The 22,584-nt window shown below is 70.5% G+C and carries 23 protein-coding genes and 1 tRNA gene; 13 read left to right on the top strand and 11 right to left on the bottom strand.

Annotated elements, in window-relative coordinates:
• Positions 1 to 21: 21 nt before the first annotated feature.
• Entirely contained in the window at positions 22 to 516 is a 495-nt protein-coding gene (locus RCP38_RS04395) for a MogA/MoaB family molybdenum cofactor biosynthesis protein (RefSeq protein ID WP_308475790.1), read from the top strand.
• 226 nt (positions 517 to 742) lie between these two features.
• The gene (locus tag RCP38_RS04400) at positions 743 to 1,171 is read left to right on the top strand and encodes a large conductance mechanosensitive channel protein MscL (protein ID WP_308475791.1); all 429 of its coding nucleotides are present in this window, start codon (positions 743 to 745) and stop codon (positions 1,169 to 1,171) included.
• 4 nt (positions 1,172 to 1,175) lie between these two features.
• Here the strand turns inward: RCP38_RS04400 and RCP38_RS04405 are convergent, their stop codons facing one another.
• From RCP38_RS04405 to RCP38_RS04415, 3 genes are all read right to left on the bottom strand, one after another.
• Positions 1,176 to 1,826 (bottom strand): SAF domain-containing protein, encoded by a 651-nt coding sequence (locus RCP38_RS04405; RefSeq protein ID WP_308475792.1) that lies wholly within the window; start codon positions 1,824 to 1,826, stop codon positions 1,176 to 1,178.
• 66 nt (positions 1,827 to 1,892) lie between these two features.
• Positions 1,893 to 2,246, bottom strand: a complete 354-nt coding sequence (locus tag RCP38_RS04410) for an FmdB family zinc ribbon protein (RefSeq protein ID WP_308475793.1) — start codon at positions 2,244 to 2,246, stop codon at positions 1,893 to 1,895.
• A 105-nt stretch (positions 2,247 to 2,351) separates the two neighbouring features.
• Positions 2,352 to 2,948 (bottom strand): 5-formyltetrahydrofolate cyclo-ligase, encoded by a 597-nt coding sequence (locus tag RCP38_RS04415; RefSeq protein WP_308475794.1) that lies wholly within the window; start codon positions 2,946 to 2,948, stop codon positions 2,352 to 2,354.
• Positions 2,949 to 3,024: 76 nt separating this feature from the next.
• On the opposite strand from RCP38_RS04415, the gene RCP38_RS04420 reads away from it, so the two are divergent.
• The 8 genes from RCP38_RS04420 to RCP38_RS04455 all read left to right on the top strand — a co-directional run bounded on the left by RCP38_RS04420 (position 3,025) and on the right by RCP38_RS04455 (position 10,855).
• A complete protein-coding gene (locus RCP38_RS04420; protein ID WP_308475795.1) occupies positions 3,025 to 3,936 on the top strand; it encodes a UTP--glucose-1-phosphate uridylyltransferase in 912 nt (303 codons plus the stop codon).
• Positions 3,937 to 3,986: 50 nt separating this feature from the next.
• Positions 3,987 to 5,255 (top strand): molybdotransferase-like divisome protein Glp, encoded by a 1,269-nt coding sequence (gene glp, locus RCP38_RS04425; RefSeq protein ID WP_308475796.1) that lies wholly within the window; start codon positions 3,987 to 3,989, stop codon positions 5,253 to 5,255.
• A 10-nt stretch (positions 5,256 to 5,265) separates the two neighbouring features.
• Entirely contained in the window at positions 5,266 to 5,928 is a 663-nt protein-coding gene (locus RCP38_RS04430; protein ID WP_308475797.1) for a GNAT family N-acetyltransferase, read from the top strand.
• 149 nt (positions 5,929 to 6,077) lie between these two features.
• The gene (gene sepX, locus RCP38_RS04435) at positions 6,078 to 7,178 is read left to right on the top strand and encodes a divisome protein SepX/GlpR (protein WP_308475798.1); all 1,101 of its coding nucleotides are present in this window, start codon (positions 6,078 to 6,080) and stop codon (positions 7,176 to 7,178) included.
• Between the two features lie 49 nt (positions 7,179 to 7,227).
• Positions 7,228 to 7,300: transfer RNA gene (locus RCP38_RS04440), tRNA-Ala, on the top strand.
• A 193-nt stretch (positions 7,301 to 7,493) separates the two neighbouring features.
• Positions 7,494 to 9,083, top strand: a complete 1,590-nt coding sequence (locus RCP38_RS04445; RefSeq protein ID WP_416223210.1) for a serine/threonine-protein kinase PknH/PknJ — start codon at positions 7,494 to 7,496, stop codon at positions 9,081 to 9,083.
• Between the two features lie 30 nt (positions 9,084 to 9,113).
• On the top strand, positions 9,114 to 9,596 hold the full coding sequence (locus tag RCP38_RS04450; protein WP_308475800.1) for an Rv0361 family membrane protein: 483 nt from the start codon (positions 9,114 to 9,116) through the stop codon (positions 9,594 to 9,596).
• A 32-nt stretch (positions 9,597 to 9,628) separates the two neighbouring features.
• The gene (locus RCP38_RS04455) at positions 9,629 to 10,855 is read left to right on the top strand and encodes a DUF7373 family lipoprotein (protein WP_308475801.1); all 1,227 of its coding nucleotides are present in this window, start codon (positions 9,629 to 9,631) and stop codon (positions 10,853 to 10,855) included.
• A gap of 30 nt (positions 10,856 to 10,885) precedes the next feature.
• Here the strand turns inward: RCP38_RS04455 and RCP38_RS04460 are convergent, their stop codons facing one another.
• Positions 10,886 to 11,215 (bottom strand): DUF732 domain-containing protein, encoded by a 330-nt coding sequence (locus tag RCP38_RS04460; protein ID WP_308475802.1) that lies wholly within the window; start codon positions 11,213 to 11,215, stop codon positions 10,886 to 10,888.
• Between the two features lie 105 nt (positions 11,216 to 11,320).
• A complete protein-coding gene (gene gdhA / locus RCP38_RS04465; protein WP_308475803.1) occupies positions 11,321 to 12,670 on the bottom strand; it encodes an NADP-specific glutamate dehydrogenase in 1,350 nt (449 codons plus the stop codon).
• Positions 12,671 to 12,900: 230 nt separating this feature from the next.
• Between gdhA and RCP38_RS04470 the strand changes: the two genes are divergently transcribed.
• Entirely contained in the window at positions 12,901 to 13,854 is a 954-nt protein-coding gene (locus tag RCP38_RS04470; protein ID WP_308477056.1) for a GNAT family N-acetyltransferase, read from the top strand.
• Between the two features lie 43 nt (positions 13,855 to 13,897).
• Positions 13,898 to 14,554 (top strand): DUF5642 family protein, encoded by a 657-nt coding sequence (locus RCP38_RS04475; protein ID WP_308475804.1) that lies wholly within the window; start codon positions 13,898 to 13,900, stop codon positions 14,552 to 14,554.
• An 8-nt stretch (positions 14,555 to 14,562) separates the two neighbouring features.
• On the opposite strand, the gene RCP38_RS04480 is transcribed toward RCP38_RS04475, so the two are convergent.
• Positions 14,563 to 15,162: an alpha-ketoglutarate-dependent dioxygenase AlkB gene (locus tag RCP38_RS04480; protein ID WP_308475805.1), complete on the bottom strand. Its 600-nt coding sequence runs from the start codon at positions 15,160 to 15,162 to the stop codon at positions 14,563 to 14,565.
• Between the two features lie 41 nt (positions 15,163 to 15,203).
• Positions 15,204 to 16,709, bottom strand: a complete 1,506-nt coding sequence (locus RCP38_RS04485) for a dolichyl-phosphate-mannose--protein mannosyltransferase (protein WP_308477057.1) — start codon at positions 16,707 to 16,709, stop codon at positions 15,204 to 15,206.
• A 69-nt stretch (positions 16,710 to 16,778) separates the two neighbouring features.
• On the opposite strand from RCP38_RS04485, the gene rsmI reads away from it, so the two are divergent.
• Entirely contained in the window at positions 16,779 to 17,615 is an 837-nt protein-coding gene (gene rsmI / locus RCP38_RS04490; protein WP_308475806.1) for a 16S rRNA (cytidine(1402)-2'-O)-methyltransferase, read from the top strand.
• On the opposite strand, the gene RCP38_RS04495 is transcribed toward rsmI, so the two are convergent.
• From RCP38_RS04495 to metG, 4 genes are all read right to left on the bottom strand, one after another.
• On the bottom strand, positions 17,585 to 18,835 hold the full coding sequence (locus RCP38_RS04495; RefSeq protein ID WP_308475807.1) for an aminodeoxychorismate synthase component I: 1,251 nt from the start codon (positions 18,833 to 18,835) through the stop codon (positions 17,585 to 17,587). The two genes, rsmI and RCP38_RS04495, sit on opposite strands and share 31 nt — an antisense overlap.
• Before the next feature lie 21 nt (positions 18,836 to 18,856).
• Complete coding sequence (locus RCP38_RS04500; RefSeq protein WP_308475808.1) at positions 18,857 to 19,753, bottom strand: RNA polymerase sigma-70 factor; 897 nt, start codon at positions 19,751 to 19,753, stop codon at positions 18,857 to 18,859.
• Complete coding sequence (locus tag RCP38_RS04505; protein WP_308475809.1) at positions 19,750 to 20,913, bottom strand: NAD(P)/FAD-dependent oxidoreductase; 1,164 nt, start codon at positions 20,911 to 20,913, stop codon at positions 19,750 to 19,752. Before RCP38_RS04505 ends, RCP38_RS04500 begins: the two co-directional genes overlap by 4 nt.
• 105 nt (positions 20,914 to 21,018) lie before the next feature.
• A complete protein-coding gene (metG, locus tag RCP38_RS04510) occupies positions 21,019 to 22,569 on the bottom strand; it encodes a methionine--tRNA ligase (RefSeq protein WP_308475810.1) in 1,551 nt (516 codons plus the stop codon).
• Positions 22,570 to 22,584: the final 15 nt, after the last annotated feature.

The following is a 22,584-nucleotide window of genomic DNA, read 5'->3' on the forward strand; positions in this document are numbered from 1 at the left end:
GGGCGATATACGGTGACATCCATGGAGCAGTCCCGAGAACTCGCAGGCCGCGCCCTCGTCGTCGTCGTCGACGACCGCACGGCACACGGCGACGAGGACCACAGTGGCCCGTTGGTCACCGAATTGCTGGCCGAAGGCGGGTTCATGGTCGACGGCGTGGTGGCCGTCTCCGCCGACGAGGTGGAGATCCGCAACGCGCTCAACACCGCGGTGATCGGCGGGGTCGACCTGGTGGTGTCGGTGGGCGGCACCGGGGTCACCCCCCGGGACGTGGCACCGGAAGCCACCCTCGAGATCCTGGACCGCGAGATCCTCGGTATCGCCGAGGCGCTGCGGGCGTCCGGGCTGGCGGCCGGGATCGCCGACGCCGGCCTGTCGCGGGGGCTGGCCGGAGTGTCGGGCAGCACCCTGGTGGTCAACCTGGCCGGGTCGCGCGCGGCGGTGCGCGACGGCATGGCGACGCTGAACCCGCTGGCCGCCGCGATCATCGGGCAGCTGTCCAGCCTGGAGATATAGCCGGCCATGCCCGGACTCGAAGAGCACCGGTCGTCGTCGGACGAACGCGATCCCGACGACGCCCGCGAAGCCGAGGAACGCGAGCGCTGGTTGCGGGACAACGTCCCGCCGCATCACGGTTGAGATTCGACTTCGCGTAATCGCTCACGCCGCTCCTTTGATGGTGGTTACGGTTCCGCATGGGCGGCGCTGGGCCGCTGCGGTTCTGAGGCGGAGGGGTATCGGAATGCTAAAAGGGTTCAAGAATTTTTTGATGCGTGATGACGTCATCACCGTCGCCATCGGTTTGGTGGTGGCCTTGGCGTTCTCCAACCTGGTCGAGGCATTCACCAAGAGTGTGATCAACCCGCTGGTCGCGGCGGCGCAACCCGACACCGCCGGGCTCGGCCTGGGCTACCAGTTGGGGGCGGCCGGCAACGAGGCCACGTTCATCGATCTCGGTGCCTTCATCTCGGCGATCATCTACTTCATCGTGTTCATGGCGACCGTCTACTTCCTGATCGTGACGCCGTACAAGCACATCCAGCAGCGGCGCGGGAAGTCCGTCTTCGGTGACGCCCCGGCGACCAAGGCCTGCCCGGAGTGCCTGTCCGACATTCCCGCCGAAGCGACCAAGTGCAAGTTCTGCGCCAGCCCGCAACGGGCCGCGGCCTAGGGCTTCAGCGCAGGGTCAGTGTGACGGCCTGAGTCAGCGTGGCACCGGCCACCGCCACCGCGGCGGTGGCCGGCAACGCGATCAAGACCACCCGGTCGTCGTGGTCGTGGTTGTCGGAGACCAACACCACGATCCCGCCGCCGGCCAGCACGCGCGGTGGGTTGGGCGGTTCGGTCGACTCGTCGGGGGAGGCCGTCACCACGTCGACCACGTCGCCGGGATGGATCAGGTCGGCCAATGCGGTGTCGGCGGGATGCACACCCACGATCCGGGCGTCGGGCCCGGCCGCGGCTTCGGTGAGCCTGCTGCCCAGCAGCCGGACGTCGGTGAGGATCTCACCGCGGCGGGCCGGGCCGGCCAGCGCGTTGTGCACCAGCGCGCTCCGATCGGTGGCGGCGCCGTCGGGAATCGTTCGGGCAGAGCGGCTTTCGACGGTGACGTCACCATCGGTGAGCACCTTCCCGGGTGCGATGTCGTGACTGGCCACCACCACCTCGACCAGGTCGTCGCCCGGGTCGGGGCGGATCGCCGCGACTGCGGCCAACAGCACCAGGGCGCCGGCGGTCAGCCGTCGCGCGCGCTCGGTGCGTACCCAGTCCGGGCGCAGGGCCTGGGAGAGCCGACTGGCCAGGGTGGGATCGAGCGAGTCGCCCATGGCGTCACGCTAACCGGTAGGTCGGCCGGGGGCCGCCGGCTCCGATGCCGGGCTGTGGATAACCGCTCAGGCGGAGGCGGCCGCCGGCGCCGACGTCGACGACGAAGCGGCCTTGGCGCCGTCACCGGATTTGGTGCCGCTGTCGGCGGAGGACTTGGTGCCGCCGTCGCCGGAGCCGCCGCTGGAGTCGCCCGACGAGGTGGAGCCGGCCGAGTTCGCACCGGCCGAGGAGGATTTGCCCGAGTCGCGGTTGTCGGTGCGGTAGAAGCCGCTGCCCTTGAACACCACGCCCACCTTGCCGAAGATCTTGCGCAGCCGGCCGTTGCACTGCTCGCAGGTGGTCAGGGAGTCGTCGGTGAAGGCCTGGACCACGTCGAAGCGGTTGCTGCACTCGGTGCAGGCGTAGCTGTAGGTGGGCACGTGAACCTCCGTGGATCGGACAATCGGCTTAGCACTCTACCGCGCTAAGTGCTAGAACCGCCATGTGACCTTCGGCATTCCCGGCGGCAGCGCCGGCCGCCGCGGTCAGCCCAACGCCACCGTTCCGCACCCGGGGGTCAGGGCGTGCGTCATCGGCACATCGTGGGGTTCCGCGGGCAACTCGTCGAGAAGTTCGGCGTCGCGCACCACGGCGACCAGCGGAACACCCGACCGGCGCAAGCACAGCGAGCGGTCGTAGAAACCGGCGCCGCGCCCCAGTCGCGCCCCGCGCCGGTCGACGGCCACCGCCGGCACCACGACCAGATCCGCCTCGGCCACCGTTTCGGCGGGCAGCCACGGCTGCGGCGGTTCGAGCAGGCCGAACCGGGCGGTGTGCAGTGCGTCGGGCCGGTAGACACCCCACCACAGCGCCAAGGGGGCGCCGTCGTCGTCGGTGCGCACCACCGGCACCAGTACCCGCACCCCGCGGCGGGCCAGCCGATCGAGCATCGCGGTCGATCCGGGCTCACCGCGCACCGGCACGTAGGCGCAGACCGTGCCGGAATCACCGGCCAGTTCCTCGAGGTGTCCGGCCAGCGCGGCCGCCTCGGCGGCGTGCCGTTGGGCAGGCACCGCGCGCCGCTCGGCGAGCAACCGCGCCCGCAACGCGGTCTTGGCGGTCACCACCGCGTCGTCGGTCACGACTACCAGACTGTCAGCAACGGCGCGCCCACCGCCAGCGCAGGTGGTTGAGCCGGTTGCGGTTATCGTGTGAGCAATGCCCACTCCGAAGGTTCCGATTCCGCGCACCGCCATTGTGCCCGCGGCAGGTCTGGGCACCCGTTTTCTGCCCGCCACCAAGACGGTGCCCAAAGAGCTGCTGCCGGTCGTCGACACCCCCGGGATCGAACTGGTCGCCGCCGAAGCCGCCGAGGCCGGCGCCGAGCGGTTGGTGATCGTCACCTCCGAGGGCAAGGACGGCGTGGTCGCGCACTTCGTCGAAGACCTGGTGCTGGAAGGCACGCTGGAGGCCCGCGGCAAGAAGGCGATGCTGGCCAAGGTGCGGCGCGCCCCCGAGCTGATCAAGGTGGAGTCGGTGGTGCAGGCCGAGCCGCTCGGCCTGGGCCATGCCGTCAGCTGTGTCGAGCCCACCCTGTCCGACGACGAGGACGCCGTCGCGGTCCTGCTCCCCGACGACCTGGTGCTGCCCACCGGCGTGCTGGAGGTCATGTCGGCGGTGCGGGCTCGCCGCGGCGGCACCGTGCTGTGCGCCATCGAGGTCACCCCCGAAGAGGTCAGCGCCTACGGCGTGTTCGACGTGGAACCGCTGCCCGACGGCGACAACCCGGACGTGATGGCCGTCAAGGGGATGGTCGAGAAGCCCAAGGCCCAAGACGCGCCGTCGATGTATGCCGCGGCCGGACGCTACGTGCTGGACCGGGCGGTGTTCGACGCGCTGCGGAGGATCGACCGGGGGGCCGGCGGCGAGGTGCAGCTCACCGATGCCATCGCGTTGATGATCGCCGAAGGGCATCCCGTGCACGTCGTGGTGCACCGCGGATCGCGACACGATCTGGGAAATCCGGGCGGCTACCTCAAAGCTGCGGTTGACTTTGCCCTGGACCGTGACGACTACGGCCCTGACCTGCGTCGGTGGCTGGTCGCGCGGCTGGGCTTGGCGGAGAACTGAACTGGCGTCAGCCCGAACAGATCTGAGGCGGTATCGGAGAAAGGCGCACCGTGCGTTCGGTTGAGGAGCAGCAGGCCCGGGTTGCGGCTGCCGCGGTGGCGCCGCGGCCGGTCCGGGTGGCGATCGCCGAGGCGCAGGGGCTGATGTGCGCCGAAGAGGTCGTCGCGGAGCGGCCGATGCCGGCCTTCGACCAGGCGGCCATCGACGGTTATGCGGTGCGCAGCGTCGACGTCTACGGTGCCGACGCGATCGGCGACACCTCGGAGGGGCCCGGTCGCGACGACGAGGTCGTCACCCTGCCGGTGTTGGGCATCATCGAAGCCGGCGCGCGCACCCCGACCCGGCTGCAGCCCAAGCTGGCCACCCGGATTCAGACCGGGGCGCCGATGCCCACCCTGGCCGACGCGGTGTTGCCGCTGCGCTGGACCGACGGCGGCAACTCCCGGGTCCGGGTGTTGCGCGGGGTCCGGCCGGGCGACTACGTGCGCCGGGTCGGCGACGACGTCCAACCCGGCGACATCGCGGTGCGGGCCGGCACCGTCGTCGGCGCGGCCCAGGTAGGGCTGTTGGCGGCGGTGGGGCGCGACCGGGTGCTGGTCCATCCGCGCCCGCGGGTGTCGGTGCTGGCCGTCGGCGGTGAACTGGTCGACGTGAACCGGGCGCCCGGCAACGGGCAGGTCTACGACGTCGACTCCTATGCGCTGGCCGCGGCCGCTCGCGACGCGGGCGCGGAGGTGAACCGGGTCGGCATCGTCAGCAACGACCCGAAGAAGCTGCGCGAGGTGGTCGAGAGCCAGCTCAGCCGCGCCGAGGTGGTGGTGATCACCGGGGGCGTCGGCGGTGCGGCGGCCGATGAGGTGCGCAAGGTGCTGTCGGATCTCGGTGACATCGAGGTCTCCCGAATCGCCATGCACCCGGGTTCGGTGCAGGGCTTCGGGCAGCTGGGGCCCGAAGGCGTGCCGACGTTCCTGCTGCCCACCAATCCGTTGAGCGCGCTGGTGATCTTCGAGGTGATGATTCGCCCGCTGGTCCGGATGTCGCTGGGCAAACGCGAACCCATGCGCCGCATGGTGCAGGCGCGTACCTTGGGGCCGATCGCGTCCATGCCCGGCCGCAAGGGTTATCTGCGTGGCCAGTTGATGCGCGACGAGCAGAACGGTGAATATCTGGTGCAGGTGCTCGGCACCTCGGGCTCGACGTCGTCGCATCTGCTGGCCACGCTGGCCGAGGCCAACAGCCTGGTGGTGGTTCCCGAGGAGGTCGAACAGATCGCGGCCGGCGAGTGGGTCGACGTCGCCTTCCTGGCCCAGCGGGGTTGAGTCCGCAGTCATGCTGGTCAATCTGTGGCCGTTCAAGGCCGTTCAGCACCCCGGCTGGCCGAGCGTGCTCGGGCCGCTTCGGGTGGCCGCCGGGGTGATCCGGCTGCGGCCGGTGCGGATGCGCGACGGTGTCACGTGGAGCCGGATCCGGTTGGCCGACCGCGCCTACCTGGAGCAGTGGGAGCCCACCATCGATGTGGATTGGGAGACCCGGCACAACAGTTCCGCGTGGCCGCCCCTGTGCTCGAGTCTGCGCACCGAGGCCCGCAACGGGCGGATGCTGCCGTACGTCATCGAACTCGACGGGCGGTTCTGCGGCCAGTTGACGGTGGGAAACATCACCCATGGCGCGCTTCGATCGGCCTGGATCGGCTACTGGGTGTCCAGCGCGGTGGCCGGTGGCGGAGTGGCGACCGGCGCGGTCGCGCTCGGGCTCGACCACTGCTTCGGCCCCACCCGATTGCACCGGGTGGAGGCCACCGTGCGCCCGGAGAACGGGGCCAGTCGGGCGGTGCTGGCCAAGGCCGGGTTCCGGGAGGAGGGGCTGCTGCGGCGTTACCTCGACGTCGACGGCGCATGGCGGGATCACCTGCTGGTGGCGATGACGGTCGAGGAGGTCGCCGGATCGGTGACGTCGCGGCTGATCCAGTCCGGCCGCGCCGCCCGGGTCTGAGCGCCACCCCGGGACAGCTGTTACCTGTGTGGTAGTTGTGACTATCGAGGTCAGGGAGTAAATTACAAGCGTGTAATTGGCTCGGCGCGTCGTCCGAGGCCGTGTGGGTCCCACACCTAGCCTTGGCTGGGAAAGGAGCAGGCCACAACATGCCCAGCATCCCGCAATCTTTGCTCTGGATCTCACTGGTCGTCCTCTGGCTGTTCGTACTGGTCCCGATGCTGGTCAGCAAACGTGACGCGGTACGCCGAACCAGTGACGTCGCCTTGGCGACCCGGGTTCTCACCAGTGGATCCAGTGCCCGGCTGCTCAAACGCGGCGGCCCGGCCACCGGCCACCGCAGCGACCCCGACTGGCAGCGCAGCGTCGACGACATCGAAGACGTCGACGAGGTCGACGACGACGCCGAAGAGGTCGCCGAGGGCGGCTCGCGGGTGTTCGTCGCCGCCGCGGCGGTGTTCGTGGCCTCCACCGAGGAACCGGCCGTCGGCGAGCAGACCGAACTGGACTACCTCGACGTCGATGTCGTCGCCGAGGACTCCGACGAACTCCCGCTGTCCGAAGCCGGGCGGGCCGCCGAGGCCGAACCCGCACTCGAGGCCGACGAGGAGGCCGACGCCGAAGCCGTCACCGAGGACGCCGGGGCCGCCGACGTCGACGACGAGCCCGAGTTCGAGCCCGAAGCCGAGACCGAGCCCGAAGGCGAGGCAGCGCCGGAGGCCGAGGCCGAGGGCTACGAGTACGAGTACGTCGAGGACAGCTCGGGCCTGGAACCCGAGGCCGAATCGAGCGCGACCGGTGCCTCGGCCCGTGCGCGCCGGCCCCGCCAGGACACCGCCGCCGTGGTCAGTGCGCGCAAGTACGAGTTCCGCAAGCGGGTGCTGATGTCGCTGGCGGTGGTCCTGGTGCTCTCCGCGCTGACGGCCTTCACCGTGGCCCCCAGTGCGTGGTGGCTGTGCGCCGGAGCGGCCGGCGCGACGGTGCTCTACCTGGCCTACCTGCGCCGCCAGACCCGCATCGAGCAGCAGGTGCGGGCACGTCGTGCGCGGCGAGCCGAGCGGCCCCGCGCGCAGCGGGAGAGCGTCCGCCAAGCCGACGCATACGAGGTGGTGCCGTCGCGGTTGCGGCGTCCCGGCGTGGCGGTGCTGGAGATCGACGACGAGGACCCGGTGTTCGAGCACCTGGAGTACGCGTCGAGTGCCGGACGCTACGACTGGCGGGGCGACCTGCCCCGCGCGGCCGGCCAGTAGGTCTCGGTTTCAGAGACGGGCTGGGGGACTGGTAATCTTCTAGCGGTCAGGGGCTATAGCGCAGTTGGTAGCGCGTCTCGTTCGCATCGAGAAGGTCAGGGGTTCGATTCCCCTTAGCTCCACAGTGAAAAACCCCAGCTGAGCTGGGGTTTTTTCGTTTTCAGCGCAGGAATGTCGGCCCGCGTCGGCACCGCCCCGTTACGCTGAGCCGATGACGACGCGCGCAGGCCGGCCGCTGCCCGCGGGGGTGCAGTGCTGACGCCGGGCTCCTTGGTCGGCGGTTACCGCATCGAGCGAACATTGGGTGCCGGTGGCATGGGGACGGTGTATCTGGCCGCCAATCCGACCCTGCCGCGGCACGATGCGCTCAAGGTGCTGTCGGCGGAGTTGTCCCGCAACCCGGATTTCCGGGCACGGTTCCTGCGGGAGGCCGATGTGGCGTCCGGCCTCGACCACCCCAACATCGTGTCGGTCTACAGCCGTGGGCAGACCGACGAAGGCCAACTGTGGATCGCCATGCAGTTCGTCGACGGCGACGACGCCGATGCCGCGCTGCGCGCCGGGACCATGACGCCGTGGCGTGCCGTGCACATCATCGGGTGCGTCGCCAAGGCGCTGGACTACGCGCACTCCCGCGGGGTGGTGCATCGCGACATCAAACCGGCCAACTTCTTACTCTCCGGGCCGGTCGGCCCGGACGAACGAGTATTGCTGGGCGACTTCGGAATCGCTCGTGCACTCGACGACGTCGGCTTGACCGCCACCGGATCGGTGCTGGCGACGGTGGCCTACGCGGCCCCGGAAGTGCTCTCGGGCATGGCTTTTGACGGCCGAGCCGACATCTACTCGCTGGGCTGCACGCTGTACGCCCTGCTGACCGGAGCGACACCGTATCCGGCCACCAACGGCCCGGCGGCGGTGATGATGGCCCACCTGCAGCGACCGGCGCCGCGGGTCACCGACGTGGTGCCGGCGCTACCGGCGGGGTTGGACGGTGTGATCGCCACGGCGATGGCCAAGGACCCGGCACAACGGTTCCCCTCGGCCAGTGCATTCGCCGATGCGGCACGCGCGGTACTGGCGGATCCCCACCGACGGTGGGCGGCGCCGGAACCGGCGCGCCCCGCCGGGCCGCCGGAACGTCGCAGCCGGCGAACGCTGCTCGCGGCGTCCGGGGTGGCGGCCCTGCTGCTGGTCGGCGGGTCGGTGACCGCGGTGGCGGTGAACCGGCAGAGCGGCGGCGGGACACCCGACACCGCCGCGTCGGCGGCCTTGACGGTGACCGCCGACCGCGAATCGGAAGCCGCGCAGGGCCCGCCGGCCACCGATGTCCAGGCCTCGGCGTTGCGGTCGATTCTGTTGACCGCAGCGGAGATTCGCGCCGATGCATCCGGCGAGCCGGTGGTACTGGAGGGCGACGGGATCGTCCTGCCCGACGACGCCGATGCCGTCGACGATCGCGAATGCGTGGGCGTGTGGGCGCCGGCGCAGGAACGCGTATACGGCAGCAGCGGTTTCGCCGGCGCGCAGGTGCAGGTGTTGCGCGCCATGTACCGGAAGTCGTTCGAGGACGGCGTCGTGCAAGCCGCACTGGCGTTCCCCACCCAGGCCGCCGCCATCCGCTCGCTGCAACAGCAGCAGAAGCAGTGGGAGACCTGCTCCGGCCGGTCCCTCGCGGTGACACTGCCCGGCGAGCCGACGCTGGTGTGGGAGCTGGGCCGACAGACGACGGTCTCCGGCACGGTCCAAGTCGACGTGAAAACGGCCGACGGCGGAGCGGCCTGCCAACACGGCATCGGGGTGCGCGGCAACGTCCTGATCGACATCAGGCAGTGTCGAACCCGGGGCGTCGTCGATGTGGGGGCACTGGTCTACGCGACCGCGGGCAAGGTGCCCCGGCGCTGATGCCCGCGGGATGAGGGGGGTGAGTTCGCCATGACACGGTGTCGCGTCGTCGCGGTGGTGTGGTCGGTGCTGGTGATCGGCTGCGTCGCGGCGTGTTCGAGCACGACCACGGGCCGACCGGTGGCCGGGGAGGACAGTGCGGTGGTGACCGCCGAGGTGACCCCGCCGGCCGCCCCGGAACCCGCCCCGCCGCCACCCCCGCCGATGTCCGACGAGGATCAGGTCCGCGCGGCCGTCATGACGTTCCAGGACGCCTACAACGTGCAGAACTGGGATGCCTACCGGGCGATGATGTGCCCGGCGATGCGTGACCGGTTCACCGGTCCGGTCATGGAGATGCTCAAGAAGACCCGCACCGACAGCGGGCTGACCAACGCGACCGTGACCGCGGTGGAGATCGACGGGGACACCGCGCGGGCGACCCTGGATTCCCACAGTGAGGCGGTGGGGCAGATGACGGTGTCGCTGCCGCTGGAACGCTCCGACGGCTGGAAGATCTGTCAGGTCGACTGAGCGGCGGTGCCGCGTCGGCTACATTGGCCCCCGTGCGATGCGGTAGGCGCCCCACCTGGGTGGCGCTGTGCGTGCTGGCGCTGACCGGGTGCGGTCATGCGGTGACCGGGACGGCCGTCCCGGCCGCGGCGCCGCCCGATTCGGTGGACCTGCGCGCACTGGACACCGGGACGTATCCGACCACGCCGGCGCCGACGTGGGGCACCGCCGGAACCGAGGACGCGGGACGTCGCGCCGAGGGGCAGCGCCTGGCCGGCCATGTCGTCGGCCCGTGGCAGGTCGACCCCCGGTTCGTCGACGGCAGTGCGGGGCCGGCCGCGATCGTCACCGAACCCAAGCATCTGGGAGCGGTGCTCTGGCCGACGCTTGCCGCACCGGTCCACGGGCATCCCTTCCTGGTCGCCTTCAGCGCCGACCGGCACGTCACCGATCCCGGTGACCCGACCGCACTGCGCAATACGGTGCTGCTTTTCGCGACCGCCGAGGCCGCGACCGCAGTCGCCGAGGGCATGTCGCAGACCGCGATGGACGGGCGCATGTCGATCGAGTTCTACTCGCCCGTCCCGACCGAACCGGTACGTGCGGTCCCGATCCCCGGGCATCCCGACAGCACCGGGGCGGTGCTCACCCACATCGTCGACGGCGTCGAGGTTCGGGAGCTGACCGCGATCACCGCGCACGGACGTTTCGTGCTGGTCGAGGTGGCGCGCTCCGCCGAGGGGCCCGACCGGGCGGCCGAGTTCGCCGGTCGTGCCCTGGACCTGCAGATCCCGCTCCTGGAAGACTTCACGCCCACCGACCCGACACACCTGGCCGAGTTGTCGCTGGACCCGGCGGGACTGCTGGCCCGGACCTTGCCGTTGCCGACCGTCGGTGGTGGGTTGGCGAACACCACCTTCGATCAGCGGGGCGCCGTGCACCTCGAAGACCACCCGATCGACGTCGCGGAAGCCCTGGCCGACGCCGGGGTCGACGCCGTCGTCAACGCGGGAGACAGCGTGTACCGGGCCGGCGATCCCGACCGGGCTCGCCGGTTGGCCGACCGACTCGCCGACCTCGTCGCCGCCGGTGGTGCGGCCCGGCCCGGTCCGGCTGTGCCGGGCTTGCCGTCCGGTCACTGCCTCAGCGATACCGGCGGATTGGTCGTCCGGCACCGGTGCTTTGCCGCGGTGGACCGTTACGTCATCAAATCCGTTGCGCAACAGTTGAACAGCGCACAACAGCAGGTCGCCGCGCAATACCGGATGCTGACCGGCTGAGCTGCCGGCCCCAGCGCCGCGCGCCGGACGTCAGCCCAGGGTGTCGGGGCAGAGTTCGTGCTGGGCGATATCGATCACCGGGCGCAGGTTGACCGTCAGGTCGTCGACCATGGACGGCCCGCCGAACGACGGCCGACGGACGTAGGCGTCCACCACCTGGTCGACGGTGGCGCCGCTGCGCAACTGGTTGCAGAACCGGTGCCCGGCCGACAGCCGGGCGTTGGGGGGACCGGACCGGAAGACGCCGTTGGCGTCCAGGGCGGCCAGGTAGCTGGCGTCGTCGGCGTGCGCCGGTGCGCTGCCGAGCAGCGCGATCGCGACGGTCCCGGCGAACACGGCTGCACGCAGAATCCGAGTCATACCGGCGATGCTACGTCGGACACCGGCCGCAAAAGACGTTGACTCTGCGTCCAGGGCGGGAAAGTGCGAGTGCACGCCGACCTGGACGCAGAGTCAACGGGGAAACTAAATCAGGCCCAGCGCGGTCATCGCGTCGGCCACCTGGATGAAGCCGGCGATGTTGGCGCCCAGCACATAGTTGCCGGGGGCGCCGTACTCGTCGGCGGTGACCAGGCAGCGGTGGTGGATGCTCTGCATGATCGCCGCCAGCCGCTGCTCGGTGTACTCGAAGCTCCACGAGTCCCGCGAGGCGTTCTGCTGCATCTCCAGGCCGCTGGTGGCCACCCCGCCGGCATTGGCCGCCTTACCCGGCGCGACCGTCACACCGGCCTCGGAGAACAGCTTGACCGCGTCCGGGGTGCACGGCATGTTGGCGCCCTCGGCGACGATCTTGCAGCCGTTGCGGGCCAGGGCGGCGGCGTGGTCACCGTCGAGTTCGTTCTGGGTGGCCGACGGGATCGCGATCTGACACGGCACGTCCCAGATGGAGCCGTCGCTGACGAACTGGGTCGCCCCGCCGCGGGCCTTGGCGTAGGCCTCGATCCGCTCGCGCTTGACTTCCTTGATCTCCTTGAGCAGCTCGAGGTCGATGCCCTTCTCGTCGACGATGTAGCCCGACGAGTCCGAGGCGGCCACCACGGTGCCGCCGAGCTGGTGGATCTTCTCGATCGCGTAGATCGCCACGTTGCCCGAACCGGAGACCACCGCGCGCTTGCCTTCGAAGGAGTCCTTGGTGGTCTTGAGGATCTCGTCGGCGAAGTACACCGCGCCGTAGCCGGTGGCCTCGGTGCGGACCTGCGAACCGCCCCAGCTCAGGCCCTTACCGGTCAGCACCCCCGACTCGTAGCGGTTGGTGATGCGCTTGTACTGGCCGAAAAGGTAACCGATCTCACGTCCGCCGACGCCGATGTCACCGGCCGGGACGTCGGTGTACTCGCCCAGGTGGCGGTAGAGCTCGGTCATGAACGACTGACAGAACCGCATGATCTCGTTGTCGGAGCGGCCCTTGGGGTCGAAGTCCGATCCGCCCTTGCCGCCGCCGATCGGAAGACCGGTCAGCGAGTTCTTGAAGATCTGCTCGAAACCGAGGAATTTGACGATGCCCAGGTACACCGAGGGGTGGAAGCGCAGGCCGCCCTTGTAGGGGCCCAGCGCCGAGTTGAACTCGACCCGGAAACCACGGTTGATCTGCACGTCACCGTTGTCGTCGAGCCACGGCACGCGGAAGATGATCTGACGCTCGGGCTCGCACATCCGGCGGATGACGGCGCTGTTGACATACTCCGGGTGCTTGGTCACCACGGGGCCGAGGCTGCTGAGCACCTCGAAGACGGCTTGGTGGAATTCCGCCTCGCCCGGATTGCGGCGCAAAACCTCGTCATAGATGTCATGCAGCTTCGGATTCAGTTCGCTCATAATGTGTGATCTCTTCTTCCTCGCGTATCGCTGTCAGCGGGCACAGGCTAGCGGCCCAGATCGCGAACGCCGAATCCTGGCCGTTACGTAATTGTTAAATCATTACCGCCCCCGTTTCCCCGGTTAGCCTTGATTGGCGAACAAAGGTGGAGCAGTTCATGGTGATACCGCGGCAGCACCGGGCTACCACGGTGCCGGGCGAGACGGCACCCTCCGCCGGCCTGGCGGAGATGGAGATCTTCGCCGGCTGCTCGGAGACGGACCTGGCCCCGCTGGTCGCCGCGCTGGAGCCGCTGCGCGCCGCCGCCGGCGACGAATTGATGCATCAGGGCGAGCAGGCGCGGTCCTTTCTGCTCATCTCGTCGGGGACCGCCGAGGTGCGCCATATCGGCGACGACGGCACCGTGGTGGTCAACGAGGTGACGGCCGGAATGGTGGTCGGTGAGATCGCGCTGCTGCGCCACGGCCACCGGACGGCGACGGTCACCACCACCACGCCGCTGACCGGCTGGATCGGTGACGGGCACGCCTTCGACGCGATGGTGCAGGTGCCCGAGGTGATGGACCGGCTGGTGCGCATCGCGCGGCAACGCCTGGCCGCCTACATCACCGCGGTGCCGATCCGCGATCGCCGGGGCACCGAACTGTTGCTGCGGCCGGTGCTGCCCGGCGACAGCGCCCGGACCGTCAACGGCCACGTCGAATTCTCCGGTGAGACCCTCTACCGGCGGTTCATGACACCGCGGATCCCCAGCCCGGCGCTGATGCACTACCTGTTCGAGGTGGACTACGTCGATCACTTCGTCTGGGTGGTGACCGAACCGGACGGCTCCTTCGTCGCCGATGCGCGATTCGTCCGGGATCCGGAGAATCCGACCGTCGCCGAGGTCGCGTTCATCGTCGGCGACAGTTATCAGGGCCGCGGTATCGGCACCTTCCTGATGGGGGCGATCGCCGTCATCGCGCGATTGGAGGGCATCGAGAAGTTCACCGCGCGAGTGCTGTCGGAGAACGCGCCGATGCGCGCCATCCTCGACCACCTGGGCGCCCACTGGGAGCGGGACGATCCGGGCATCGTCACCACCGTCCTCGACGTACCGGGCGGGGACCGGCTACCGTTCGGCCGCGATCTGGCCGCAGCGATCAAAGAGGTGGGCCGCCAGGCGATCCAAGCCGTCGGGTGACCGCCACCGCCGGTCGCGGTGCCGGTTGGGTAAATTGGCTGCGATGTTGAATCTTCGTGCGGTGCTGGCAATCGGTTGCGCCGGTCTGGTGGCGGCCTGCAGCTCCAGCCCGGCGGAGGTGACCGCCGATATCAGCAAGGTGGTGGAGCTCAAGGCGTCCTTCGGCCCGGAATTCCAGGTCAAGTCGATCGCCAACAGCGGCATCGACCCCAAGCTGCTGGCCGGCACCTCCCTGCCCCCGGGGCTCACCTTCGACCCGGCCGACTGCTCGAAATTCGCGATCAGCCAGCAACTTCCCCAGGGCGTGCAGGGCAACATGGCCGCCGTCGCCGCCGAGGGCGAGGGCAACCGGTTCATCACGATCGCCCTGGAGACCTCCGAGCCGCTGACGGTCTCCGAGCCCGGGCGCACCTGCCGGCGGATCGGTTTCTCCGGCGGTTCGATGCGCGGGCTGGTCGAGGCGGTCGACGCCCCGCACATCGACGGGGTGAAGACCCTCGGCGTGCACCGGGTGGTGGAGGCCGGTACCGCCGGTAAGTCCCGGGTCGGCGAACTGTACAACTACTCGGCCTACTTCGGGCCCTACCAGGTGCTCGTCACGGCCAATCCGCTGGTGCAGCCCGGCAAGCCCGTCGCCCCGGTCGACACCGCCCGGGCACGTGAGTTGCTGGTGGCCGCGGTGGAAGCGATCCGCGGCTAGCCGATTCGCTACCGCACGCCGCGCGGGCGGAACTGGATGCTGATCCGCGGGCCGGTCGGTGTCGCCGTCTTGGGGATCGAGTGCTCCCAGGTCCGCTGACACGAGCCGCCCATCACCACCAGATCACCGTGGTGTAGCGCCAGCCGCAGGGCCGGGCCGCCGCCGCGCGGCCGCAGCGCCAGGGTCCGGGTGGCGCCGACGCTGACGATCGCGACCATGGTGTCCTCGGTGGCGCCGCGACCGAGGGTGTCGCCGTGCCAGGCCACGCTGTCGCCGCCGTGCCGGTAGAGGCACATGCCCACCGTGGCGAACGGCTCGCCGAGCTCGCCGGCATAGATGTCGTTGAGCCGGCGCCGCAGTTTCGCGATCGTCGGGTGCGGGGCGTCGCCGGTGGTCAGGTCGTGGAAGCTCGCCAGCCGGGGTACATCGAGGACCCGGTCGTACATCCGGCGCCGCTCGGCGCGCCAGGCGACGGCGGTCTGCAACTCGGTGACCAGATCGGCGCTCTCCTCCGACATCCAGCCCGGGCGCACATCGAGCCAGGCGCCATCGCCGAGCTGTCGGCGTTCGCTGAGGTCGAACAGCGACTCCTGGACCGGTATCGCCACCCGCGCAGTTTATCGCACACCAGTTCGATTCGTCGAGGGTGTCAGGACCAACTGGGCAGCCAGATCTGCATGTGCCAGGTGGTCGGCGAGATCGGCACCCCGGTCAGAACCGGGTAGAGCCAGGCGAAGTTCGTCAGCACCAGCGCGACGTAGCCGGAGACCGCGAGCAGGCCCAGTGCCCACCGCTCCGACGTGCCGGTCCGCCCGTCGTTGATGATGTCCACGCAGATCAGGGCCAGCAGCATCGCCAGGAACGGGGCCATCGGCACCGCGTAGAAGAAGTACATCTGCCGACCGATGCCGGCGAACCACGGCAGCCAGCCCGCGCAGTACCCCACCAGTGCGGCGGCGTAGCGCCAGTCGTGGCGGACCAGGCTGCGCCACGCCGCGTAGCCGAGCACCGGCACGGCCAGCCACCACATCGCGGGCGTGCCCACCAGCATCACCGCTTTGACGCAGGACTGCGCGCCGCACCCCGGCACGTCGTGCTGGTCGATCGCGTACAGCACCGGACGCAGCGACATCGGCCAGGCCCACGGCTTGGATTCCCAGGGGTGGTGGTTGCCGGCGGCGTTGGTCAGCCCGGAGTGGAAGTGATACGCCTGATAGGTGTAGTGCCACAGCGAGCGCAGCGCGTCGGGCACCGGGAACCGGCTCTCCACCCCGATCGACTGGCCGACCTCGTGGCGGTCCACACCGGTCTCGGAGGCGAACCACGCCGCATACGAGGCCAGATACACCCCGAACGGGATCACCACCATGGCGTAGCCGGTGGGGCCGACATCGCGGAACAGCGTCCCCGACCAGGGCCGACGGACCCGGTACTGGCGGCGGGCGGCCACATCGAACGCCAGCGACATCGCGCCGAAGAACACCACGAAATACAGCCCGGACCATTTGGTGGCGCACGCCAACCCCAGCAGCACGCCGGCGGTGAAACGCCACCAACGCACCCCCAGTCGCGGTCCCCACGGCGTCACGCCACTGCGGCCCTCGGTCAACACGGTGTGCATCCGCATCCGCACCTGGTCGCGGTCGACGATCAGCGCCCCGAACGCGGCCACCACGAAGAAACACAGGAAACCATCCAGCAGTGCGGTGCGGGCGGCCACGAAGCTGACCGCGTCGCCGACCAGCAACAGCCCCGCGATCCCGCCGGCCAGGGTGGAGCGGGTCATCCGGCGCACGATGCGTACCAGCAGCGCGATCGCGAGCACCCCGAGCAGTGCACTGGTGAACCGCCAGCCCAGCCCGTTGTAGCCGAACAGCGCCTCACCGATCGCGATCAGGTGTTTGCCGACCGGCGGGTGCACCACCAGGCCGTAGCCCGGGTTGTCCTCGACGCCGTGGTTGTGCAGCATCTGCCAGGCCTGCGGGGCGTAGTGCTTCTCGTCGAAGATCGGGGTGCCGGCGTCGGTGGGCGAGTACAGATTCGCGAACCGGGTGATCGCCGCCAGGGTGGTCACCGCCGCGGTCACCGCCCAGCCCCGGGCCCGGTCGGTCGGCCCGAAATCGGCCACCGGCACCAGCAATCCCGGGCTGATCATGGGCGCGGTGCGCTCCGGCACGGCCGTCGTGGGCGGAGCGGTCACAGCAACGATCGTAGGCTGTGCGCCATGCCCGATGGTCGATTGCTGCTCGGTGCCACCCCGCTGGGGCAGCCCGGCGACGCCTCCCCGCGACTGGTCACCGCCTTGCGCACCGCCGACGTGGTGGCCGCCGAGGACACCCGGCGGGTGCGGACGCTGGCCAGATCCCTCGACGTGCAGATCGCCGGCCGGGTGGTCAGTCTGTTCGACGCCAACGAAGCGGCCCGGGTGCCCGCCCTGGTCGCCGAGATCGCGGCCGGCGCCACCGTGCTGGTGGTCAGCGACGCCGGGATGCCGCTGATCAGCGACCCCGGCTACCGGCTAGTGTCGGCGTGCGCCGAGGCCGGCCTGCCGGTGAGCTGCCTGCCGGGCCCGTCGGCGGTGACCACCGCGCTGGCGATCTCGGGGCTGGCCGCAGAACGCTTCTGCTTCGAGGGTTTCGCTCCGCGCAAGCAGTCCGCGCGCCGGGCCTGGCTGGCCGGGCTGTCCGACGAACGCCGCACCTGCGTGTTCTTCGAATCGCCGCGGCGGCTGGCCGACTGCCTGCGCGACGCGGTCGACGAACTCGGCGGGCAGCGGCGCGCGGTGGTGTGCCGGGAGCTGACCAAGACCCACGAGGAGGTGCGGCGCGGAACGCTGGCGGAGCTGGCCGACTGGGCGGTCGACGGCGTGCTGGGGGAGATCACCGTGGTGCTGGCCGGTGCGGTGCCGCGGGCCGACCTGCCGGCGCTGGTCGCCGAGGTCAACCGGCTGGCCGCCGACGGGATGCGGGTCAAGGACGCCTGCGCGCAGGTGATCGCCGAGGTGCCCGGCGCGGTGTCGCGCCGCGAGCTCTACGACGCGGTGCTGCGCTCCCGGGACTGATGCGCTCCGACGATCGAAGCGGCCTTGTGCAGGCACTCCTGCCATTCGGCGTCGACGTCGGAGTCCGCGGTGATGCCGCCGCCGACCCCGAGCACCGCGCCCCCGGCGGCATCGAACTCCACGGTGCGGATCGCGACGTTGAGCTCGCAGCCGGCCACCGGTGACGCGAACCCGACCGTGCCGCAGTAGATCCCGCGACGGGACGGTTCCCACTGTGAAAGTAGTTGGCGGGCACGGTGTTTAGGGGTTCCGGTCACCGATGCGGGCGGGAACGTGGCGTCCAGCAGTTCGGCCATGCCCAGTTGCTCGGGCACCCGGGCGGACACCGTCGACACCAGATGCCACACTCCGGGCGCGGGCCGCACCGCGAGCAGTTCGGGCACCGTGACCGATCCGGTGACCGCCACCCGGCCCAGATCGTTGCGGACCAGGTCGACGATCATGATGTTCTCCGCGACGTCCTTGGTCGAGGCGCGCAGCGCCGACGGGCGGGCATCCAGCGGCAGCGTGCCCTTGATCGGGCTGGAGGACACCACCGCGCCGCGGCGGCGCAGGAACAACTCCGGTGACAACGACGCCACCGCGCCCCAGGTCCCCGCGACGTAGGCGGCGCGCGCCGGGCCGGTGCGCGCCACCGCGTCGGCGAAGAAGTCCAACGGGCGACCCGTGGTGGTCCCGGTGAAGCGGGTGCACACGCAGGCCTGGTAGACCTCACCGGCCCGGATGGCCTCCAGGCAGGCCAGCACCCCGGCCCGGTGCGCCTGCCGGTCCGGGGTGGCCCAGTAGATCCGGCAACCGCGCGCGGCGGCGGGGGTCGTCAGCGCGTCGGCCAGCCAACCCGGCATCGGCGCTCCGGAGAGGCTTTCGAACCACCACCGCCCGGCGTCGTCCTGGCGCAACACGCTGTCGGTCCACCCGCCGGCCGCCTCGGGTACCCGCGGGCCGTGGCCGTCGGCGCCGGCATCGGGATAGGACAGGTAGCCGATCCAGCCGCCGCCCACCGCGCCGGTCGGGGCGTCGGCGGGCGCGCCCGCGGCGGCGAACACCCGGTCCGGGCCGATGGGCTCGGCGGCCACGCTGGGGGCGATGACCGCCCGGGAACCGAACCACTCGCCGGTCAGTGCCGCCGGCGGCGGCAGACCGCATCGATCGGTGGCGTCACCGACCGCACGCAGCACCTCCGGTGCCGCGCCCAGGTCGCCGAGCCGCTCGATCCGCACGGCACTAGCTTGTCAGACGGCTCAGGTGCGGGCGATCCGCCGGGCGGCGGCCGCCGCGGCCAGCTTGTCCGGGTTGCGCATCGCGTAGAAGTGCGTGATCACCCCGTCGACGATCTCGAAGGTGAACACGCCCGCCAAACGGTCGCCGTCGAAGAACAGCACCGCCGGCGCCGAGTTGCAGACACCCAACTCCAGTCGCAGGTCGACGTAGCGGCCCCCGGAGCGCACCAGCGCCATGATCGCCCGGGCGACGTTGTCGGCGCCGACGATCGGCCGCCGCGCCGCGGTGACCTTGCCGCCGCCGTCGGCGGTCCAGACCACGTCGGGTGCCAGCATCGACATGACCGTCGCGAGGTCGCCGCCGGCGGCCGCGGCCATGAACTCCGCGGCGACCCGGGCGTTCTCGTCGGGATCCACCGGCGTGTAGCGCGGGCGTCGCGCCTGCACGTGGTTGCGGGCCCGATGCGCCACCTGGCGTGCCGCCGCGGTGGTCTTGCCGACCGCGGCACCGATCTCGTCGTAGCCGAACCCGAACACCTCGCGCAGCACGAACACCGCACGCTCGTCGGGGCGCAGCGTCTCGAGCACCACCAGCATCGCCATCGACACCGACTCGGCCAGCACCACGTCGGCCGAGGGATCATGCTCGTCCAGCAGCAGCGGTTCGGGAAGCCACGGCCCCACGTACTCCTCGCGGCGCCGGGCGCCGGCCCGCAGCGCGTTGAGCGCCTGGCGGGTGACCAGGGCGGCCAGGTAGGCCTTGGCATCGCGGACCTGCGTCAGGTCCACCTCGGCCCAGCGCAGATAGCTGTCCTGCAGGACGTCGTCGGCTTCGGTCGCCGAACCCAGCACCTCGTAGGCGATGGTGAACAGCAGCGGTCGCAGCTGCATGAACCTGTCGGCGTGTTCGGTGTTCATACCCTCGCCTGCTGTTCGGCGGCGGACGGCCGGGTGCCGCCCCGGGGCCAGCGGAACGAGCCCGGCTTGGCCGCCTCGCCCCGAATCCACTTCACCGTATAGCGGCAGATGGACTCCTTGGCCACCGCGGCCAGCCGCCCGCCGAGGTAGGCCCGGACCGGCGTGTCGTCGCGGCGGGCGAACTGCAGGGTGGCGGCCCGACGGCCCACGCTGATGCACTGCGACACGAAACCCTGATCCAGGGCGGCCGGTGCCTGCCCGGCGATGCGGGCCAGCACGGTGTCGGCGGCCTGGGCGCCCAGCGGCAGCGCGGCCTGGCAGCTCATCCGCAGCGGTCGGCCCGACGGGCAGGCCGCGTCCCCGGCCGCCACGATCCACGGGTTGTCGACGCAGGTCAGCGTCTCATCGGTGCGCAGTCGGCCCAGCCCGTCGGTGGCCAGTCCGCTGGCCGAGGCCAGATCCGGGACGCCGAAGCCCGCCGTCCAGATGGTCACCGCGCCGGGCAGCACCTCGCCGTCGGCCAGCAGCACCGAATCGGCGCGCACCTGTGCGACCACCGCGGTCTCGCGCAGCGCGACGCCGAGCCTGCGCAGCGCCTTGGCGACCGAACGCCGGCCCGGCACGCCCAGCGAGGGCGCCAGCGTCCCACCGCAGACCAGCGTGACGCGGCGACCCTGCTCGGCCAGTTCGGCGGCCGTCTCGATTCCGGTCAGGCCGCCGCCCACCACCGTCACCGGCGCGTCCGGTGGCACCTCGCCGATCCGGGTCAGCAGCCGGCTCGCCTGCTCCAATTCGCCGATGGGGTAGGCGAATTCGGCGGCGCCGGGCACCGCCGGGGTGACGGCGCCGGTGCTGCCCACCGCATAGACGAGGTAGTCGTAGCGCAGGGCGGCGCCCGACGCCAGCAGGACGCGGTGACCGGCGGCGTCGATCCGGGTGGCGGAATCGACCACCAGTCGGACGCCGTCGCCGAGCAGATCGGCGTAGTCGACGGTGGCCGAACCGGTGCCGGCCACCTGCTGGTGCAGCCGGATCCGTTCGACGAATGCCGGCCGCGGGTTGACCAGTGTGACGGCGACGCCCGGGTGCCGGCGCAGCCGGTTGGCGGCCAGCGTGCCGGCGTAGCCGCCGCCGAGGATGACGACCTGGATGCGGTTCATGAGGTGCTCCCGTCTCTAGAGGCTGATGACCTCAAGACACCGCGGCGCACACGGATGTGACGCCCTGTGGCCCACATCACGGGCGCCCCTGGGTGCGGGGGCGGCTCAGGCCTGGTGGCGCGGGAACACCCCGGACGGTGCCGGCAGGGTCAGCCCCGGCGTCAGCCGCGTGCCGATGGCGGTGAACATCCGCTGGTCGCCGGTCTGCCCCAGCAGGTCCAGCAGTTTGCCCGCCGAGTCGGGCATCACCGGCTGCAGCAGCAGCGCGGCGATCCGGACCACCTCCAACGTGGTGTACAAGACGGTGCCGAACCGGGCCCGATCGGCCGGGGATTCGCTCTTGGCCAGCTTCCACGGTTCCTCGGCGGAGAAATACCGGTTGGCCGCCCCCAGCATCTGCCAGATCGCTTCCAGCCCGACATGCATGGCCTGCGTGGCGAACGCGGCCCGCATCCGCTCCAGCAGCCCGTCGGCCAACGCCAACAGTTCGTCGTCACCGCCGGTCCGATCGGCCGGTTCGGGCACCACCCCACCGAGGTTGCGGGCAACCATCGACAGGGAACGCTGCGCCAGGTTGCCCAGCTCGTTGGCCAGGTCGGCGTTGATGCGGGCGATGATCGCCTCGTCGGAGATGCTGCCGTCCTGGCCGAACGAGATCTCCCGCAGCAGGAAGAACCGCACCTGGTCGACGCCGTAGGTGTCGACGAAGGAGACCGGGTCGATGACGTTGCCCACCGACTTGCTCATCTTCTCGCCGCTGTTGAGCAGGAATCCGTGCGCGAAGACCCGGCGCGGCAACTCGATTCCGGCCGACATCAGAAACGCCGGCCAGTACACGGTGTGGAATCGGATGATGTCCTTGCCGATCATGTGCAGATCGGCCGGCCAGTAGCGGCGGAAGGACTCCGAGTCGGTGTCGGGGTAGCCGACCCCGGTCAGATAGTTCGTCAGGGCGTCCACCCAGACGTACATCACGTGCTCGGGGTCGCCGGGCACCGGAACACCCCAGTCGAACGAGGTGCGGGAGATCGACAGGTCGCGCAGGCCGCCGGAGACGAAGCTGATCACCTCGTTGCGGCGCACGTCCGGTGCGATGAAATCGGGGTTGGCCTCGTAGTGCGCCAGCAGCCGCTCGGTGTAGGCCGACAGCCGGAAGAAGTACGTCTGCTCCTCGGTCCAGGTCACCGGCGCCCCGGTCTCGTTCGACACCCGCGCACCGTCGTCGGTCAGCCGGGTCTCGCCCTCGGTGAAGAACCGCTCGTCGCGCACCGAATACCAGCCGGAGTAGGCATCCAGGTAGATGTCCCCGGCGTCGACCATGCGCTGCCAGATCGCCTTGGACGCCTCCAGATGATCGGCGTCGGTGGTGCGGATGAACCGGTCGTAGGAGATGTTGAGCTTGTCCTGCAGCGCCTGGAAGACATCGGAGTTGCGCCGGGCCAGCTCGGCGGTGGCGATGCCCTCGGCGGCGGCGGTCTCGGCCATCTTCAGCCCGTGTTCGTCGGTGCCGGTCAGGAACCGCACGTCGAACCCGTCGAGCCGGTGGAACCGGGCGATCGCGTCGGTGGCGATGTACTCGTAGGCGTGACCGATGTGCGGATCGCCGTTGGGGTAGCTGATCGCGGTGGTGACGTAGAAAGGCGGTGTCGTGCTCATCACCGCCCACCCTAT

This window comes from Mycolicibacter sp. MU0083 (assembly GCF_963378075.1).
Classification (GTDB): domain Bacteria; phylum Actinomycetota; class Actinomycetes; order Mycobacteriales; family Mycobacteriaceae; genus Mycobacterium; species Mycobacterium kokjensenii.

Excerpts from the sequence above, each read along its gene's own strand:
- RCP38_RS04450 (WP_308475800.1), top strand. The coding sequence starts at position 9,114 with ATGACACGGTGTCGCGTCGTCGCGGTGGTGTGGTCGGTGCTGGTGATC.
- metG (WP_308475810.1), bottom strand. The coding sequence starts at position 22,569 with ATGAGCACGACACCGCCTTTCTACGTCACCACCGCGATCAGCTACCCC.
- RCP38_RS04430 (WP_308475797.1), top strand. The coding sequence starts at position 5,266 with ATGCTGGTCAATCTGTGGCCGTTCAAGGCCGTTCAGCACCCCGGCTGG.
- RCP38_RS04505 (WP_308475809.1), bottom strand. The coding sequence starts at position 20,913 with ATGAACCGCATCCAGGTCGTCATCCTCGGCGGCGGCTACGCCGGCACG.
- RCP38_RS04405 (WP_308475792.1), bottom strand. The coding sequence starts at position 1,826 with ATGGGCGACTCGCTCGATCCCACCCTGGCCAGTCGGCTCTCCCAGGCC.
- gdhA (WP_308475803.1), bottom strand. The coding sequence starts at position 12,670 with ATGAGCGAACTGAATCCGAAGCTGCATGACATCTATGACGAGGTTTTG.
- rsmI (WP_308475806.1), top strand. The coding sequence starts at position 16,779 with ATGCCCGATGGTCGATTGCTGCTCGGTGCCACCCCGCTGGGGCAGCCC.
- RCP38_RS04485 (WP_308477057.1), bottom strand. The coding sequence starts at position 16,709 with ATGATCAGCCCGGGATTGCTGGTGCCGGTGGCCGATTTCGGGCCGACC.
- RCP38_RS04460 (WP_308475802.1), bottom strand. The coding sequence starts at position 11,215 with ATGACTCGGATTCTGCGTGCAGCCGTGTTCGCCGGGACCGTCGCGATC.
- RCP38_RS04445 (WP_416223210.1), top strand. The coding sequence starts at position 7,494 with ATGGGGACGGTGTATCTGGCCGCCAATCCGACCCTGCCGCGGCACGAT.
- RCP38_RS04395 (WP_308475790.1), top strand. The coding sequence starts at position 22 with ATGGAGCAGTCCCGAGAACTCGCAGGCCGCGCCCTCGTCGTCGTCGTC.
- RCP38_RS04470 (WP_308477056.1), top strand. The coding sequence starts at position 12,901 with ATGGAGATCTTCGCCGGCTGCTCGGAGACGGACCTGGCCCCGCTGGTC.
- sepX (WP_308475798.1), top strand. The coding sequence starts at position 6,078 with ATGCCCAGCATCCCGCAATCTTTGCTCTGGATCTCACTGGTCGTCCTC.
- RCP38_RS04500 (WP_308475808.1), bottom strand. The coding sequence starts at position 19,753 with ATGAACACCGAACACGCCGACAGGTTCATGCAGCTGCGACCGCTGCTG.
- RCP38_RS04420 (WP_308475795.1), top strand. The coding sequence starts at position 3,025 with ATGCCCACTCCGAAGGTTCCGATTCCGCGCACCGCCATTGTGCCCGCG.
- RCP38_RS04475 (WP_308475804.1), top strand. The coding sequence starts at position 13,898 with ATGTTGAATCTTCGTGCGGTGCTGGCAATCGGTTGCGCCGGTCTGGTG.
- RCP38_RS04400 (WP_308475791.1), top strand. The coding sequence starts at position 743 with ATGCTAAAAGGGTTCAAGAATTTTTTGATGCGTGATGACGTCATCACC.